The sequence below is a fragment of the Streptomyces sp. CS113 genome, assembly GCF_002188365.1.
GTDB classification, from domain to species: Bacteria; Actinomycetota; Actinomycetes; order Streptomycetales; family Streptomycetaceae; genus Streptomyces; species Streptomyces tendae.
In genome coordinates this window covers 7,891,265-7,906,987 of sequence record NZ_KZ195574.1, presented here as the reverse complement: position 1 = coordinate 7,906,987, position 15,723 = coordinate 7,891,265, and the positions used below count along the sequence as shown (strand labels likewise).

The 15,723-nt window shown below is 67.9% G+C and carries 19 protein-coding genes and 3 pseudogenes; 11 read left to right on the top strand and 11 right to left on the bottom strand.

Features of this window, described 5'->3' with window-relative positions; translation table 11 throughout:
- Positions 1–19: 19 nt before the first annotated feature.
- On the top strand, positions 20–1,291 hold the full coding sequence (locus tag B9W62_RS35660) for a sensor histidine kinase (protein WP_256976816.1): 1,272 nt from the start codon (positions 20–22) through the stop codon (positions 1,289–1,291).
- On the top strand, positions 1,288–1,980 hold the full coding sequence (locus tag B9W62_RS35655) for a response regulator (RefSeq protein WP_087811042.1): 693 nt from the start codon (positions 1,288–1,290) through the stop codon (positions 1,978–1,980). The genes B9W62_RS35660 and B9W62_RS35655 overlap by 4 nt, the downstream gene beginning before the upstream one ends.
- A 395-nt stretch (positions 1,981–2,375) precedes the next feature.
- On the opposite strand, the gene B9W62_RS35650 is transcribed toward B9W62_RS35655, so the two are convergent.
- From B9W62_RS35650 to B9W62_RS35640, 3 genes are read right to left on the bottom strand one after another with little or no spacing between them, the layout of a single operon-like run.
- Positions 2,376–2,798: a cupin domain-containing protein gene (locus B9W62_RS35650; RefSeq protein ID WP_256976693.1), complete on the bottom strand. Its 423-nt coding sequence runs from the start codon at positions 2,796–2,798 to the stop codon at positions 2,376–2,378.
- Entirely contained in the window at positions 2,795–3,724 is a 930-nt protein-coding gene (locus B9W62_RS35645) for an NAD-dependent epimerase/dehydratase family protein (protein WP_087811041.1), read from the bottom strand. The genes B9W62_RS35650 and B9W62_RS35645 overlap by 4 nt, the downstream gene beginning before the upstream one ends.
- 48 nt (positions 3,725–3,772) lie before the next feature.
- Entirely contained in the window at positions 3,773–5,356 is a 1,584-nt protein-coding gene (locus tag B9W62_RS35640) for a succinic semialdehyde dehydrogenase (protein WP_087811040.1), read from the bottom strand.
- A gap of 238 nt (positions 5,357–5,594) precedes the next feature.
- Here B9W62_RS35640 and B9W62_RS35635 point away from each other — a divergent pair, with 238 nt between their 5' ends.
- From B9W62_RS35635 to B9W62_RS35615, 7 genes and pseudogenes are all read left to right on the top strand, one after another.
- Positions 5,595–6,266, top strand: coding sequence for a TetR/AcrR family transcriptional regulator (locus tag B9W62_RS35635; RefSeq protein ID WP_218781998.1), 672 nt, complete (start codon positions 5,595–5,597; stop codon positions 6,264–6,266).
- A 42-nt stretch (positions 6,267–6,308) separates the two neighbouring features.
- Positions 6,309–6,599 (top strand): annotated as a pseudogene (locus B9W62_RS41275) (hypothetical protein); the annotation flags it as partial.
- An 84-nt stretch (positions 6,600–6,683) separates the two neighbouring features.
- Entirely contained in the window at positions 6,684–7,040 is a 357-nt protein-coding gene (locus B9W62_RS40395; protein WP_179235829.1) for a hypothetical protein, read from the top strand.
- 46 nt (positions 7,041–7,086) lie between these two features.
- Positions 7,087–7,491 (top strand): hypothetical protein, encoded by a 405-nt coding sequence (locus B9W62_RS35625; RefSeq protein WP_087811038.1) that lies wholly within the window; start codon positions 7,087–7,089, stop codon positions 7,489–7,491.
- Entirely contained in the window at positions 7,488–7,628 is a 141-nt protein-coding gene (locus tag B9W62_RS40390; protein ID WP_179235828.1) for a hypothetical protein, read from the top strand. Before B9W62_RS35625 ends, B9W62_RS40390 begins: the two co-directional genes overlap by 4 nt.
- Positions 7,610–7,804: a hypothetical protein gene (locus B9W62_RS35620; protein ID WP_087811037.1), complete on the top strand. Its 195-nt coding sequence runs from the start codon at positions 7,610–7,612 to the stop codon at positions 7,802–7,804. The genes B9W62_RS40390 and B9W62_RS35620 overlap by 19 nt, the downstream gene beginning before the upstream one ends.
- A 142-nt stretch (positions 7,805–7,946) precedes the next feature.
- Positions 7,947–8,827 (top strand): IS5 family transposase gene (locus B9W62_RS35615; protein ID WP_107424233.1). Its coding sequence is split into 2 segments (ribosomal slippage): positions 7,947–8,307 and positions 8,307–8,827, totalling 882 coding nucleotides; the frame shifts between segments, so codons are not numbered across the junction.
- A 15-nt stretch (positions 8,828–8,842) separates the two neighbouring features.
- Here B9W62_RS35615 and B9W62_RS35610 read toward each other — a convergent pair.
- The 6 genes and pseudogenes from B9W62_RS35610 to B9W62_RS40385 all read right to left on the bottom strand — a co-directional run bounded on the left by B9W62_RS35610 (position 8,843) and on the right by B9W62_RS40385 (position 11,485).
- Complete coding sequence (locus B9W62_RS35610; RefSeq protein ID WP_087811036.1) at positions 8,843–9,202, bottom strand: Imm7 family immunity protein; 360 nt, start codon at positions 9,200–9,202, stop codon at positions 8,843–8,845.
- A gap of 6 nt (positions 9,203–9,208) precedes the next feature.
- Positions 9,209–9,963, bottom strand: a pseudogene (locus tag B9W62_RS35605) (transposase family protein).
- Positions 9,964–10,132: 169 nt separating this feature from the next.
- Positions 10,133–10,309 carry a hypothetical protein gene (locus tag B9W62_RS35600; RefSeq protein ID WP_087811035.1) on the bottom strand — a complete coding sequence of 59 codons (177 nt, stop codon included), beginning with the start codon at positions 10,307–10,309 and terminating at the stop codon, positions 10,133–10,135.
- 71 nt (positions 10,310–10,380) lie between these two features.
- Positions 10,381–10,950 carry an SSI family serine proteinase inhibitor gene (locus tag B9W62_RS35595; RefSeq protein WP_087811034.1) on the bottom strand — a complete coding sequence of 190 codons (570 nt, stop codon included), beginning with the start codon at positions 10,948–10,950 and terminating at the stop codon, positions 10,381–10,383.
- Positions 10,951–11,062: 112 nt separating this feature from the next.
- A complete protein-coding gene (locus tag B9W62_RS40980; RefSeq protein WP_087811033.1) occupies positions 11,063–11,275 on the bottom strand; it encodes a hypothetical protein in 213 nt (70 codons plus the stop codon).
- 42 nt (positions 11,276–11,317) lie between these two features.
- The gene (locus tag B9W62_RS40385; RefSeq protein WP_179235827.1) at positions 11,318–11,485 is read right to left on the bottom strand and encodes a hypothetical protein; all 168 of its coding nucleotides are present in this window, start codon (positions 11,483–11,485) and stop codon (positions 11,318–11,320) included.
- Positions 11,486–11,586: 101 nt separating this feature from the next.
- Between B9W62_RS40385 and B9W62_RS35585 the strand changes: the two genes are divergently transcribed.
- Positions 11,587–12,264 carry a hypothetical protein gene (locus tag B9W62_RS35585; RefSeq protein ID WP_087811032.1) on the top strand — a complete coding sequence of 226 codons (678 nt, stop codon included), beginning with the start codon at positions 11,587–11,589 and terminating at the stop codon, positions 12,262–12,264.
- Between the two features lie 21 nt (positions 12,265–12,285).
- Here B9W62_RS35585 and uppS read toward each other — a convergent pair whose 3' ends face one another.
- Positions 12,286–13,884 (bottom strand): polyprenyl diphosphate synthase, encoded by a 1,599-nt coding sequence (gene uppS / locus B9W62_RS35580; RefSeq protein WP_256976692.1) that lies wholly within the window; start codon positions 13,882–13,884, stop codon positions 12,286–12,288.
- A gap of 506 nt (positions 13,885–14,390) precedes the next feature.
- Here uppS and B9W62_RS40380 point away from each other — a divergent pair.
- Complete coding sequence (locus B9W62_RS40380; RefSeq protein ID WP_179235826.1) at positions 14,391–14,741, top strand: SSI family serine proteinase inhibitor; 351 nt, start codon at positions 14,391–14,393, stop codon at positions 14,739–14,741.
- A 196-nt stretch (positions 14,742–14,937) separates the two neighbouring features.
- On the opposite strand, the pseudogene B9W62_RS35570 reads toward B9W62_RS40380, so the two are convergent.
- Positions 14,938–15,567, bottom strand: a pseudogene (locus tag B9W62_RS35570) (transposase family protein); the annotation flags it as partial.
- Positions 15,568–15,723: the final 156 nt, after the last annotated feature.

Below are 15,723 nucleotides of genomic sequence, written 5' to 3'. Positions count from 1 at the left end.
GAGGAAGGGAAGAGCCGTGATGATGAATGTCCCGGCCGCCACCACCCGGCCCCACGAGAGGCTGCGGGAGCGGCGCGGACTGGTGGGCGCGGTGGCCATGCTGATCAGCGTCGCGGTGTCCGTGCCTGCCGCGCACGCCACCTGGGGCAAGCTGATCGTCGGTGTCCTCGGGGTGGTGGCCGTGGTGGGAACCCTTTGGGGTCAGCGCGCCTCCTCGGCACGGCAGGCGGTCGTGGGCTTGTCGCTGACGATCGGCACCGGATTCGCGATCACCGCCCTGGCGCCCGCGGGGCTGGGCGAGGTGCCGATCCTGTTCGGTGTCGCGTTCCTTCCCACCCGGATCGCTCCCGGTCCGGTCCGGGCTGCGGTGATGGCCGTGGTGGCCACCGGGTTCGGCGTGCTGATCATGATGATCACCGGTAGCTGGGCCGGCCTGCTGGCGGGCGCAGCCGCGTGGATCCTGGCCGACCGATTCGTCGAGCACGCCGCGCTGGAGGCCGAACGCAACCGTGCGATAGCGCTCCTCGCGGAGGTGGAGGCGTCGCGCGAGGCGCAGAAAGAGGCGGCAGCCATGGAGGAGCGCACCCGCATCGTCCGGGAAATGCACGATGTGCTGGCGCACAGTTTGGCCGCTCTGTCGATGCAGCTCCAGGCTCTGCGAGCGGTCGCCGCCCGGGAGGGGGTCGGTAAGTCCCTGACAGGGCCTCTTGACCGGGCCGCTGATCTCGCGCGGGACGGCGTGCAGGAGGTGCGGGCAGCGGTGGGAGCGCTGCGCGGTGGCCCGCTGCGCGGTGTGGACGACCTCGCGGCCTTGGTCGAGCACTACCCCGGCACGGTCCGGATGCGGGTCGCCGGCCAGGCGGGCAGGCTGTCGCCGGAGGGGGGCCACGCGGTCTACCGCGCCGTGCAGGAAGCGCTGACGAACGCGGCGCGCTACGCCACGGGGAGTCGCATCGATGTGAACGTGGCCTGGGAGCCGGACCAACTGCGCCTCGCCATCCGCGACTACGGGCTGCCTCCCCGCGGCGTTCCGACGGGAGTGCGGGGAAGCGGCACGGGACTGCGCGGCATGAGTGAACGGATCGAAGCCGTCGGGGGCTCGCTCAGCACCGGCCCCGCGCCGGAGGGGCCGGGCTGGCGGATTGTGCTGCGTGTGCCCGCCGCGGTGCCGACGGGAGGCGGCCCCGCCACGCTCGACGCCGGGGCCGGCGGCGGCCGTGCGGGGGAGACAATGGTGGACGGGCCGGGCACGGACGGCAGGCTGGGCCGCGCGGGGAAGGAGAGGACGTGACCATCCGGGTGGTCGTCGCCGACGACCAGGCCGTCGTGCGCGACGGGGTGGTGCTGCTGCTCGGTTCGGCCGAGGACATCGAAGTCGTCGGGCAGGCGGACAACGGTCTGGACGCGGTCGACCTGGCGGTGCGCACGCGTCCGGATGTCGTGGTAGTAGATCTGCGGATGCCGGGGTTGGACGGCACCGGGGTGACGGAGCGGGTACTGGCCGCGGGGATCGGGGCGCGGGTCCTGGTGCTGACCACCTATGCGGACGACGATGCGGTGCTGCCGGCTCTGCGGGCCGGAGCGGCCGGATATCTCACCAAGGACGCCACGGGCGAGGCCGTGCTGGCCGCCGTGCGGGACGTCGCTGCCCGTCGTACCGCACTGGATCCCGCGGTACAGCGGCGCCTCATCGAACTCGTCACCCAGCAGCTGGACTCCGCCTCACCGCCCGTACGGCGGGCGAACGACGAGCCCGGCGCGTCGGCCGGGCTGACGCGCCGCGAGATCGACGTGCTGCGGCTGGTCGCCGAAGGCCGCAACAACCGTCAGGTGGCCCGTGATCTGGTGATCAGCGAGGCGACGGTCAAGACGCACCTCAACCACCTGCTGGCCAAACTCGCGCTTGAGGACCGCGGTGCGCTGATCGCATGGGCGTGGCGCAATGGCCTGACAAGCCCGCAGGACTACGGCACACATTGAAAACCAAATGGGAGCCGCCCCGTCTCAGCGAGCGGGAGCGGATCCTGAGCGGCTCTTTCTCCTTGGTCCCGGACGGCGGCCAGGCCAGAGACGGGGCCGCCGAACAGGACGGCGTCCGCCATCTCCGCCTGGACGAGGCCCGAGAGGACGTGCGCGGCCCGGCGTCAGGCCGCCGAGTCCGCAGCAAGAACGAAACCGCGAGAAGGATCCGGCGGCGGGGCTGGGCCGAGGCAGTAACAGGGGGAGCTCGAAACCGCCCACTGATCGGCAAACCCGTCACTGTCGCTACGCAGTTGCCCCGCCTCCTAGGGAATTCCGAGGCACACGCTCGCGATCCTGCTGACCTGCTTGAAGCGACAGGTGTCTGACTTCCGCATGCCACGTCACTCCTCTGGTCAGCGGAAACGGGTTAGCTTGTGCTCGACTGTGAGAAACCGCAATTCGGCCGGGCCGTCATTGCACAGGTCATGCAGGAGGTACTCCTCGCCGGGGAAGGCGAAGTGCCGCGTGTCGCCCGCGTGGTAGGAGACTCTCCGGGTGGTGCCGTCGTCCGTGTGCTGGATGCTGACTCCATCGGTCAAGGCCGTCCAGAAGTAATCCAGCACGTGCCGGTGAGCGGCCAGCCGCCCGCCCGGCGGCACGTGGATGTGCCACACCTTCAGTTCATCAGTCTCCGACAGGAGCTCGGAGCCGACCTGGACGTTCATCGCGTTGACCACGAACTCCTGCCGAAGCGCCGGGCTCCAGCTGACGAAGTCCGTAGCGATGATCTCACCGGCCAGCGGTGTGGTGCGCCGGATTGGCCTGGCGCCGCTCACCGCGGCACATCCCCGGTTTGCAGACTTACCTCCCGGTGCCCCCATACCTTCTGGTAGGACCCGTGCACCAGGTCGTCGAGCAGCGAGGGTCCCTGTGGCGTCCAGCCCAGTTCAGCGCGAATCTTGGAAGCGTCCACGCGGGCATTACTGGACAGGCCCAGCGCGTACAGCAGTCCGATCGCCTCGATCATCTCCTCCATCGTGGCCGAGACAGCCGGCTCCAGCCCGAGCACCTGTGCGATGCCCTCAGCGATCTCCCGCATCGTTGCCTCATCAGCGGCGATGTTGTATTCGCCCCCGGCAGGCGCCGATTCCACCGCCAGCACGTAAGCCTGGGCGACGTCGTCAAGGAACACGTTGGGGTAGCGGTTCAGCCCAGATCCCATGTACCGGCTCACGCGATCGCGCATAGCCGCACGCAGGAGTACAGGCAGTTGCTCGCTCCCGCCTCCTCCGTAGATCATGCCGGGCCGCAGCACCACGGTGTGCGTTCCGCTTGCAGCAGCAGCGACGACCCGGCGGTCCAGGCTGAAGCGGTGCTGCACCGGCGGAATCGGCTCAAATGCCGGGTCCTCGGCATGCACCGTATCGCTCGACTCACCACCGGACAGTTCGGTGAACACCGAGGTGCCGCTGGTGCGCACGTAGCGCTTCGCAGTCCCTGCTACGGCTTCCAGCAGGATCTCGGTGGCACTCTCATTATCGGCAGCGGCAGTCTCGATGACCGCGTCGACCTCAGCGACCGCGGCACGCACAGACAGCGGGTCGGTTATGTCGCCCCGCACGGGCCGGAACCCGGCAGCCGCCACGGCCCTCAGGCTGACCTCGGAGCGCGCCATAGCGGAGACGTGGTGGCCGGCGCTCTGCAGACGCTGGGCGACCGCACGCCCGAGGTATCCGGTTGCTGCAGTGACAAGAACTTTCATGACGGCTCCTCGATGATCTTTGGGTAGGTGGGGAAAAGGTCTAGGGGGTCAGCGGATTCGCAGCATCTTCAAGATGCGCAGCAAGGTGGTGAACAGGGCGACCTGACGCGCCCTGCTCATCCCGAAGGGCGGGTCGAAGCCGAGCAGTCGCTGACTGGCGACCGTCTGCGGCTCGGTGTACTTCACCAGCCCGGCGGGGCCGTGACGACGGCCTACACCCGAGGACTTCATGCCGCCCATGGACGCGCCCTGCGAGGCATAGGCAGATGCGTAACCCTCGTTGATGTTGACCGTGCCCGCCTGGATACGTGCGGCCAGCGTGCGTGCCCTTGCCTCACTTCGGCTGTAAACGGCCGCGTTGAGGCCGTAGGGGCTGTCGTTGGCCGCGAGTACGGCTTCGTCGTCCGAGTCGACCCGGTAGACGGAGACGACCGGTCCGAAAGTCTCCTCATCGCGCACGGGGGTGCCTTTGGGGACTCCGGTCAGGATGGTGGGCTCGTAGAACAGCGGACCCAGGTCGGGGCGTACTCGACCCCCGGTCACGACCCGCGCGCCGGCTGCGAGTGCTGCCTCCACATGCTCTTGCACGTGCGCCAGTTGCCGGGAATTGGTGAGCGACCCCATGTCGGTGGCGAAGTCGAAGTCCGGTCGGAGCGTCATGCGCTCCACCCTGGAGGCGAACCGCGCCAGGAAGCCGTCGTAGACATTGGCGTGGACGTAAATGCGCTCGATCCCGACACACATCTGCCCCGAGTTGCCGAGGCAGCCGCGAACTGCAGACTCGACGGTGGCATCCAAGTCGGCGTCGTCCAGCACGACCATCGGGTTCTTGCCACCGAGCTCCAGGGAGCATCCGACCAAACGTTCCGCCGCACGCCCAGCGATGGAGCGCCCTGCCCGGGTTGAACCGGTGAAGCTGACGAAGTCGGCGCCGTCGATCAACGCATCCCCGATCACCGCCGGTTCACCGAGCACGACCTGCCGCAGACCCTTCGGCAGGCCCAGCTCCTCCAGAACCATGCGCGGCCACAGAGTCGACAGTGCCGTCTGGGTGTCCGGCTTGTGCACGACCGCGTTGCCCGCCAGGAGCGCCGGGATCGCGTCCAGCCCCAGTGCCAACGGGTAGTTCCATGGCGTAATGACCGTGACCACGCCTTTAGGGCGGAAGGACTCCAACGCGCGGGTGAACACAGGGAATGCACCTTGCCGACGCCGTGTGCGCAGCACCTTCGGTGCCTGCCGCGCCGCATACAAGGAGGCGGTGGCGGCCTCCATCACCTCGTCGAAGGCGTCGTGCCGGGCCTTGCCCGTCTCCCACTGCAGGAGGTTCAAGATCTCTTCCTGCCGCGAGAGCAGCACGTCATGGAACCGAGCGAAGGGCAGGGCCCGCTGCTTTGGAGTGAGCCGTGCCCATTCGACCTGGGCGACCCGGGCGGCGGCGAACGCCTGGTTCACATCGGCGGCGGTCGACTGAGGAATCTGCGCGAGAGGCGCGCCTGTGAAAGGTGCCCGGGTCGTCGCCGGCTCTGCGGAAGCGCTCACCGCTGCGGTCAGCCGCTCCACGAGGGCGGGGTCCAGGTGGGGTTCCGCGACGTTTTCGGAGCGTGTTCCGGAGCGGCTGGTTGTGGTCATCGAGGTCTCCGTCAACGGAAAGCCCCGCCAGCGCGCCAGGGGCCGGAGCGGAGGGGAGCTGAAGCAAGCGGTCTGAGGACCAGACCGCCAGGGAAAGGCGTGCTTATCAACGTTCCTGTACGTTGTTCCTGTACAGCGTTCATGTACTACAGACATGACACATGTCCAGGGTAGAGTTGTCAACATGTCGCCCATGAGAAGAACTGCGGCCCCCGGGCAAGAGCGCTTGAGTCGGGAGGTGATCGCGGACAGTGCAATCGCACTCGCCGACGTCGAGGGGCTGGAGGCGGTGACCATCCGTAGGCTGGCCAAGCAGCACAATGTCACTCCAACCGCCCTGTACTGGCATTTCAAGGAGAAGGACCAGCTGCTCGACGGCATGGCCGAGCGCCTGTTCGCGAACGTGGAACTCCCGCCCGAGGACTCCTCGCCGTGGGCTCAGCAACTGAGCGCGGTCTTGGCGGCGTTCCTGGCCGCCCTGCGCCCCCACCCCGCCGTCGCCCCTCTGCTGTCATCGCGGGTCCTCGCGTCCCCGGCGGGCCTCGCCCTTACCGAACGCACCCTTTCGCTACTGCGGCTCGGCAACCTGCCAGCGGACCGCACTGCAGAGGTGGGCGGGTATCTGCTCAGTGCCGTCATTGCCCTGGTCACCGCGGAGCCTGGACGTGAGCATCCGAGTGACGAGGAGGCGCGCGAAGATGCCGTTCGAGCCAAGAGAGCGTCGCTCACAGCCTTGTCCCCCCGTCGGTACCCGACGGTGGTTTGGTGTGCGGACCCACTGGCCGACTGCGTGAGCCCTGATGAGTACTACGACTTCAACCTCGACATGCTCGTCGGCGGTGTCACCTCCATGGCACGCCGGCTGGCGCCGAATGAAGCGCGGACAGCCTCGGCTCCCCACGCCGACTGAGGCTTGATTCTCTTGGTTGGCTGATTCTGTCCGCTCGTACATGTGCTTCAGTTACGTAACCCGTTCGCGATACCGCCGGGAACACGGGCCCACGCGCGAGTTTCCCTTTTTGCGGAAACGAGATTCTGCGAACCTGCGCGCTTCCGTCTTCGACCTCATGCGCCAGGGCGGCACCGACCTCCCCCCTGGCCCTACAGCCGGCGCAGAACGGCGCTCGAGGAACTGTTCTCCGAGCACCGGCTGACCGCACCACTCACGCTGTGCCAGTCGACCACCAACCCGGACACCGCCCGCCAATGGCTGACCTGGACATCGGCCGGGCTGGAAGGCCTCTGCTTGGAACCGCTCTGGGCCCCCTACAGGCCGGGCGCCAGAGCGTGGGCCAAGTACAAGGTGCGGGCCACAGAGGACGCCATCGTGAGCGCCGTCACCGGCTCTGTCACCGCGCCGCGCACCCTGCCCCTCGGCCGCTACGACACCGCCGGCCGACTCCGGTACATCGGCCGGACCACCACCCTGCCCCGCACCACCGGCACCGCACTCGCCGAGCTGCTCACCACCCCCGAAGCGAGACACCCTTGGGCAGGCCGGACCTTTTCGGCAAGATGGGGGACGCGCGAGGTGCTCCCCGTCCACCTCATCCGGCCCGACCTCGTCGTAGGGGCCGAGGTCGACGTCGCCCGCGACGCAGCCGGCCGATGGCGGCACCCCGCACGCCTGCACCGCACACGCCCCGACCTCACCCCCGCCGACATCACCCCCCTCGCCCCGTGACCAGCACACCCGGGCAATGTCGGCCGCTCGGATTAGGCTCACCGACATGAGCACCCCCGCCCCCGACACGTTCGATCCGCACGCCTTCCCCGCCGGCCTGCTCGCCGCCCAGCGCCAGGCCGCCGAACTGTACGCCGCCCTCCGCGCCCACCAGGCCACCCTCCCCTGGTCCCGCGAGCCGCACGACGGCTGGCCCGAGGAGACCGAGCGGGGCCGGGAAAACTCCGGCCGGCCCGCCTCCCCCGGCCGGACAGCCGCCGAGGCCAACGAGTTCGACCGTCTCCTCGACGAACTGCCCACGGCCACCGCGCAGGTGCAGTGCCACCCGTGGTGGAAGCGCTGCGAGGCCGAAGGCATCAAGGGCGAGGCCATGGTCGCCGCCCGCCAGGCGCTCAAGCACGCCGAAGGCGCTGTCCCTCTCGGCCGGAGTGACGTAGAAACGGCCGCGTGACCGCCACCTACCAGCGGATCCAGGTCCGCATCGTGCGCGTGGGCCAGGACACCACACACGTCTCCGTCCCGACGTACGCCGACGGACAGATACTCGTGCCGGTGACCACCTTCGACCTATGCCCGCCACCGGCATGACCCGCGCCCAGCTCACCGGCGCCGACCTCACCGCCACAGCAAACGTCACCGCCACGTCCGACGCCGACGTCCACCTGCACGACTGGCAAGCGCCGATCTCCGACACCGAAGCGGACCGGAGTGCCGCACGTGAGGCTGGCCAGCGTCACGTTGCTTGGGGTGCAGACCTCGCGTAACGGCGCGTGATGCGGTCGAGGGCCGTGAGCCTCTCCTACCGGTGCGTCAAACGGCGCTGCCCGATCCACGGAGCGGTCCCGAGGACTAAGGCGTGTCTGGCGGATCATGAGTGTTCCGATGTCCGTGGCCGTGTAGTTGGTCGTGGGTCGTGGTGATCTGACGAACGAGGAGTGGCGCCGTCTGGAGCCTCTTCTGCCCGTGGGCGGGCGGCGCGGTGGGCGGTGGGCCGGCCACCGAAGGGTGATCAACGGGATCTTGTTCCGTGAGCGGACGGGGATCCCGTGGCGAGACCTGCCGGAGAGGTTCGGCAGGTGGAAGACGGTCTACGAACGGCACCGACGCTGGTCCGCCGACGGTACTTGGGAGCGGATACTCCAGGCCGTCCAGGCCGAAGCCGATGCCGAGGACCGGATCGACTGGAGCATGGTGGGCGTCGACTCGACGTCCTGCCGCGCCCACCAGCACGCCGCCGGCGCCCGCAGGAAGGCTCCGCGGACACCGAAAAAAGATCAACCCCTCGGCAGCACCGCCCCGACGAGGGGCTCGGAAGGTCCCGGGGCGGACTGACGAGCAAGATTCACCTCGCGAGCGACGGCGGCCGCAGACCGCTCGCTCTGCTGGTCACTCCCGGCCAGTGGGGCGACGCACCACAGATGATCCCGGTCCTCGAGCGCATCCGCGTGCGCCGCACCGGAGAAGGAAGGCCGCGCACCACCCCGGGCCGACTCAGCGCAGACAAGGCGTATTCGTCCCGCCGTAACCGCCGTTGCCTGCGCAGGCGCAGGACCAAGCACACCATTCCCGAGCCGAGGGACCAGAGAGCCAACCGTCGGCGTCGTGGGAGCAGAGGCGGCCGACCTGTCGGCTTCGACAAGGAGCGGTACAAGCGCCGCAACGAGGTCGAGCGGACGATCAGCCGCCTGAAGAGCTTCCGTGCCGTCGCGACTCGCTTCGACAAACGGGCCTACGTCTTCCACGGCACCGTCACGGTGGCCGCGATCCGGCTCTGGCTCCGAGCCTGATCCCCCGAGGACGCCTCAACCCGTAAAGGGGTCTTCCACCGTCGGGATGTATGGAGACAGCAATGCCTCCCTGTGCTGCGTGACCGTGCCTCGAACGAGCCTCAGCACCCGTATCTCGTTCTCGCGATCCGGTTCCTCGTCATCGTCAAAGTGGAGGAGGCCGTAGGAACCGGGGGCGACCATGGCCACATGCTCAAACAGTTCGACAACGTTAGGAGATGAGCGGTGATTGGAAGAGCCGCCGAGGTGGATGAACGGCTCACCGTTCATCCACCTGAGGTCAAGCAAGTACGGGCTGTCCATCTGGGCGATGTGACGGCGAAGCTCATCGACGATCTGCCGCAACCGAGTCTCATCGCCGTCATTGAGCTCTATCCAACCTCACGTTGATGCGTGGTGGAGGACGAGGACGGCCTTCACGATGTTGGTGATGCGGTTGGTGCTGCAGCGGAGTTTCCGCAGGAGCCGCCAGCCCTTGAGGGAGGCCATGGCCTGCTCACCGACACAGCGGATCTTGGCGTGGGTGGCGTTGTGGCGACGCTCCCATCGTTTGAGCCTGCGGCCACGGAACGGGACGCGGACGGGTCTGCCGGCGCCTTGATACGCCTTGTCCGCCCAGCATTTGAGGCCCGCTGCGGCGAGGGCGTCGATGATCCCGTGCTGCCGGGCGGCGGTCAGATCGTGGGTCGAGCCGGGCAAGGCCGGTGAGGCCCACAGCAGACGGCCGAACGGATCGGTGAGAACCTGGACGTTCATGCCGTGGCGTTTATTTTTCCCGGAGTAGTACGGGGTGTCGGCGGCGATACGGTCGATGGGCAGCAGCGTGCCGTCGAGGATGACGAACGCCTTCGTCCGGAGGTCTTCATCGCCTCGGTCAGGGCCAGGGCGAGGGCGGCCAGGACCTCGATGGCCTCACGTATGTAGCGGTAGACGGTGGCGATCCCGATGCCGAAACCGGCCGCGAGCTGGGCGTATGTGTCACCACATCGCAGGTGGGCCAGGGCGAGCAGGGCCTGCCGTGCCACGGGAAGCCGTCGCCACCGGGTCCCGATGTCCCGACGTTTGGCTGTCAGTTGTCCGGCCAGGAACCGCAAGGTGCGGTTGGACAAGTCGATCGAGGACGGGTAGACAAGCACGCGAAGCTCCTAGGGGACATGGGTGATCTTGGTCGAGAACCCGTCTACCAGGAGCTTCGTCGTTGTGCACGACTGCTCAACTCGCGGTCAGCGCCGCCAGTTTGGAAGAGGCTCATTGGCCCAGGCCAGGCAATGAGCGCAGAGGTGGGCACCCGGGCCACCACCTCGGTCAATTATCGTTGAATTCCTCACCCAACCTCTGCGCGATATAATCTGCAGCCCTGTCTTCGTTTTTATCGCACGCGAAGTAGGCCTCAACGCAAAGAGCTTCTGGGTACCCCATGCTATGAAGCCTCCCAATGGCTTCACGATCTTCGACATCAAGGCGAATGGCCTTATCGTTCACGGCAGTCTCCTGGAGTTCGGTTACAGTGCGCGCGACGAGGAATTCGGTTAACCGCCGCCGTCGAGGCCGGATCAGCCCTTGTGTTCGCCCTTCAGATCCGCGGCGACGACCTGGTTGACATGGCCCGTCTCGCGAATCTCATCGCACACATTCGTGAATGACTTGCTGAAACTCGTCTTGCTGTCGTTCCAGACACCACGTCCCATGAAGAAGGCCTCTTCATCACTCGGGGCCTTATCTTCTTCCGTGCACTGGTAATCAGGGAGACCAGGCAGCTTGTTGAGGTCACCGCCTGCCGCCGCGATCTCATCGCACGCAAGCTGAGGGGACGGGTGCGCGCCGAGCCCATCGAGTGACTCGCTGCTCGCCGGGTCGTCGCCGCAGCGCAGCTTGATGGACGTCATGCCCACCCCGCCCTTCCCGTCCAGGGTCCTTTGGATGATGAACTCCTTGTCGCCCAGTCCCGCGAAGGGGTCGTCTGCCTCGTCCGTGGCCTCGTCCGTAGCGGGGGGTTGCGGATCGTTGGCGGTCGCCGCAAGGGCTTCGTCTTCGGGGACAGCCGAGGCGACGCCCATCGAGGTCGGGACTGCCAGGAGAACGGCGGAGCAGGCAAGAAGGGCTTCACGGCGCAGAGTGAACAAGGGTGATCCTCACGTGGGGGGCGGATTCGCCACCCACTGAACACAGTCGCGCGCAGGTGCGTGGCGCCGACACGCGATTCGGCCGCTTGACGCCAGCCTCACGAGTGACGAGTCAGGCCGCCTCATAGTGGTGTGCACGCCCACCCCGCCACTTCACCCACGATGGATCATCGAGCAACCCCTCGGCATCCTCCAACCCCACCCTGCGCAGGAACTCGACCACGTCCCCATCGGAGTGGGCGAGGCCGAGGCTCTGTCCGCGCGCGGCGACGCGTCCGCCGCCCGTACCGAGCGGCGGATGCACGAGTACCGGAGCGCTCGCCATACCTCCAAGGTCCGGTGAGGACCACGAGATCGCAGGTCGGGCTCAGCGGGCCCGCATCACCGTCAATGGCGCGCGCCGCGTGGTCTCCGCCGCCTCGACGAGAGGCCCGCCCGCGATCGTCACGCACTCCTCGTCGTCGTTCGTCACCGCCCGCGGCCCCGGCCCGGCCTCGGCGATGCTGCGCGCCAGGTTGGCGGCCGCGCACCGCACCCTGCTTTCGAGTGATTCCCGGGCGCGCCCGTCTGCCGGGCCCCGGGTCGTCCGTTGATCTTTGTGGGCCGTGACCCTGCGGCCCGAGAGAGGACGGTTCAATGAGCGCGAAACGACGATCGGTGGTGGGAGCGGGCCTGTCCCTGCCCCTGCTGGCCTCGTTCACCAGTGCGGCGCCCGACGCCGCGGCATCCGAGACCGGAGTGGCGGATGCGGCCGGTGCCGGGAGGCTGGGCACGGTCTCGGACGGCTGGGTCGAGGTCCGCTGGACCCCGCAGGGCCAGGCGGTGCTGGATCGCGAAGAGGTGGTGGTGAAGCCGGTGGCCCCGGCCCGGCTGGTCAAAAACGCCCACGGCACCGCGATCCGGTTCCCGCTGCGGCCCAGTGAGGGCGATCCCTCCCTGGCCGACCTGCAGCGGGCCAGCGGTGCCGGACGGCTGGACGGCGGGGTCGTCTTCCGTACCCCCCGGGCCAGCTTCCACGTGGAGGATCTGGAGGGCTTCCTCCACAACGGGGAGGTGTCGGGCACGTACGTGGCCAACGGTGCCGAGATCCGGCACGCCCCGGTGTTCCGGCCCGGCCTGGCCGAAGGCCGGCTGACGACACAGAGCGTGGCGCCGGGCAAGCCGATGAGGGTCAAGGTCGCCGAAGTGCCGCTGCGGCCCACGCAGGAACTGCTGGACCGGTTCACGCACACCTTCGGCAAACCCTCCTTCACCCTGGACACGGTGCTGGCACACGTCACCGCAGAGGGCCTGTACACCCCGCCCAAGGGCTGACGGGGCGCCGGTCCGGACCGTTCATCCGTTCCGGGCCGGCTCCAGGTTGCCGGCCTGAGCAGGCAGCTCGGCGTCCCCGCCGAAACGGCGCTCGCGGCCCGCGTAGCTGTCCACGGCATCCCGCAGCCGGGCCAGGTCGAAGTCGGGCCAGGGCGCAGGGTCGAACACGAGCTCCGCGTAGGCGAGATGCCAGGGCAGGAAGTTGCTGATGCGCTGTTCGCAGGTGCGGACCAGCAGGTCGACGTCGGGCATCTCCGGCACATACAGATTCCGGGCCACCTCGGCCATTCCGATCTGCTCGGGGCGGATCGTTCCCGCCACGGCCTCGGCGGCCAGCGCGCGGGCGGCGGCGGCCAGTTCCTCCCGGCCGCCGTAGTCGAGGCAGATGGTGAGGGTGAGCTTGTCATTGTTCGCCGTCATGCTCTCCAGCAGCTCGAGCGAGGACGCGAGCGATTCCTTGAGCCGGTCCCGGCGCCCGCTCCAGCGCACCTTCACACCCAGCTCGTGCAGCGTCTGCGCACCCCGGGCGAACCAGTCGGCAAATGCATCGAACAGGGCCGCCACTTCGCCCTGCGAGCGATACCAGTTCTCCGTGGAGAACATGTACACGGTCACATGCCGGATGCCCGTCCGCTGCGCCGCATTGACCAGTCTCAACACCGCGCGGATACCCGCACGGTGCCCCTGGTCCACAGGAAGACCGCGTGCCTCGGCCCAGCGCCGATTGCCGTCCGCGATCACCGCGATGTGGCCGGGTGTCGGCCCCGCGCCCGGCCGGGCTGCACGGCGGGACATCTGGCCGTCCCCCGTCACCAACGACTCCAGCCCCTGTGTCAGCACCCGGGATCGCAGCAGCGTCACCTCGTCAAAGTGCATCTGCGCGCCGAGCAGCAACGTATGCACGAAGATCTGGTATTGGGCTCCCACGGCCGAGGGGGCCAGGACAGTCTCCTCAAGCAGCCCACGCCAGTGCGCAAGCTGCGCGTCCACGAACGCATTCAATGCCTCCTCCCGCTCACCGCGTCGAAGGTCATCGACGTCCAACCCCAGTCCGCGCAGGTCCTGCCGGGGCAGGTAGCAGCGGCCGGCCGCGAGATCATCCGGCAGATCCTCGAACAGATCCGCCACCTGGCACGCCTCGCCCAGGACCGACATCAGCCGGAACGCCTCCGGCCCACGCGGCTCCAACAAGGGCACCCACAGCTCCGCCAGAGCCCCCGAACACCCCCGCAGATAGCGCCGCTGGTCCCCGAAGGTCTCGAACACCGGAGCAGCCGCACAATCGGCGCGCGCCGAGTCGAGGTGCTCCTCGATCAGCGCCTCATCCAGACCCCACCTGCGCACCGTGTCCACCAGGGCCCTGCGCAGCGGATGCGAGCTGTGCCCGGCGCGCAGATCGGCCAGAGTGTCGGCCGACCACTGCGCGAGCCGCTCCTCACGGCCCTCCAGCGGACCCTCATCGATGATCCGGTCCGTGTAGGCAGACCAACTGGCAATCGCGTACAAGGACCGCCTCGTCTCCACGGGCAGCGTCTCCGCCGCCGCCCACAACTCCACGGCGAACTGCCGGGCCTCGGCCTCACACACCTCGTACGCAGCACGCAACTCGGGCGACTCCACGCCACCACCGCACCCAGCCATTGCCAGACCACCCCTGTCACTCGCCACAGTCATCACCAGCACTAACGACCCACAGGCGCTCCAGTCGCGAACCACCCACCGCCGGCCCAGCTGACCTGACCGCCCGACGCGCACACCCCCACGACACCATCCTCCTCACCGCGCACCCTGGCCTCGCCAACCCCGCTGCGAGTGGATCTCTGCCGGCCGCGGCCCGCCGCCGCGGCCCACCCGTGATGGCCCGCGGCGGAGGCGGTGCACGGGACCAAGATCCCGCCGAGGAGGGTCGCCGGATGGGCCTGGGCGAGGAACGGCCCTTCAAGGCCCGCCTCGTTCACCCTGCAGGCTGTAAGCGGCCACGAGAACGCCGGTCTGAGTGCGTGTCGGCACCACGCATCGGAACACGTGGTGTTCCGATGCGTGGTGCCCTTCCGCCGACCAAGGATCGTTCCATGCTTCGACGTGCCGCACTCCTTGCTTGCTCCGCTGCCCTGAAGTCTGCGCCAATGACCGCATCCGTCTCGGCTGCCCCACTCGACACTCCCCCGCAGGAATGGATTGACCTCGCTGATGCGGAATACCCGAATCTACAGGAAGGGGACTTCATCCTTTTTCCGGACCGCGGGTGGAAATTCACCAAACTGTCCTGCGGCCAGCGCCCGGCGACCTCCGATTACCACGTGAGGCCGCAGGTCGCCTGTGACGAAATCGCCGCGGCGGATGGTGACTTCAACAAGCTTCCTGGAAGCCAGGAAGAATGCGAGAAGTTCAACTCTCCCTTGAGTGAGCCGTTCATCCTTGAGACCTACGGAAAATGGCACGCACGCACGGTGGCATGGAGGAAGGAATTCGACTAAACGTGCGATGCCATCCGTGACACAGGGCATGTCTTCCCCTCCCTCCACGACGAGGACCATAGGGAATCGGACGCTCCGGAGTAGAAGGCTCGCCCGGACCTCAGGCAAGGCGTCGCTTCTGCGGCCAGCCGGCACAGTGAGTCCTCTCCCAGCTGGCGGATTAACTCCCAGACAGGGGCGCCGTTTGCTGTCAACGGCGTAGCTGGCGGCGAGACCTCGAACGACGGCGCTGCCACCGTTTGAGGCGGCGCCCCTTGAACGGGACTCGGACGACGCGGGCCGCCCCTCGATACGCCTTATCGGCCCGGCATTTGAGGTCCGCCCTGACGAGGGCGTCGATGATGCTTTGTTCGCGGGCCGCCGTCAGGTCGTGCATCGCACTGGGCAGCGCGGGCGAAGCGCACAGCAGCCGACCGAACGGATCGGCCAACACCTGGATGTTCATGCCGTGATGCCGCTTCGTGCCGGAGTAGTAGGGCCGGTCGGCGGAGATCCGGTCGACCGGCAGCACGGTGCCGACGAGGATCACGTACGGCTTCGTACGGACCGTAGCCATTGCTCCGCCGAGAGTCGGCGCGAGCACGGCCAGCACGTCGATCGCTACGCGTATGTAGCGGTACACGGTGGCGAGCCCGATCCCGAACCCGGCCGCGAGCTGGGTATAGGTGTCACCGCACCGCAGGTGCGCCAGGGTGAGCAGGGCTTGGCGGCCAGCAGATAGGCGCCGCCACCGCGTACCGATCTCCTGTCTGCGGGACGCGAGTTGCCCAGCCAGATTCCGCAGGCTGCGGGTGGACAGATCGATCCCCGACGGATAGTCAAGCAAGCAAAGCTCCTGGTGGGACACGATGAATCTTGGTCGAAACACCGTCTACCAGGAGCTTCTTCATGTCGCGGGACCGTCCAACTACCGGACATCACGAGCAGGTTGGATGAGGCTCACTGGTGCATTCCAAGCCGGGTGAAATCCGGCCACCGATTG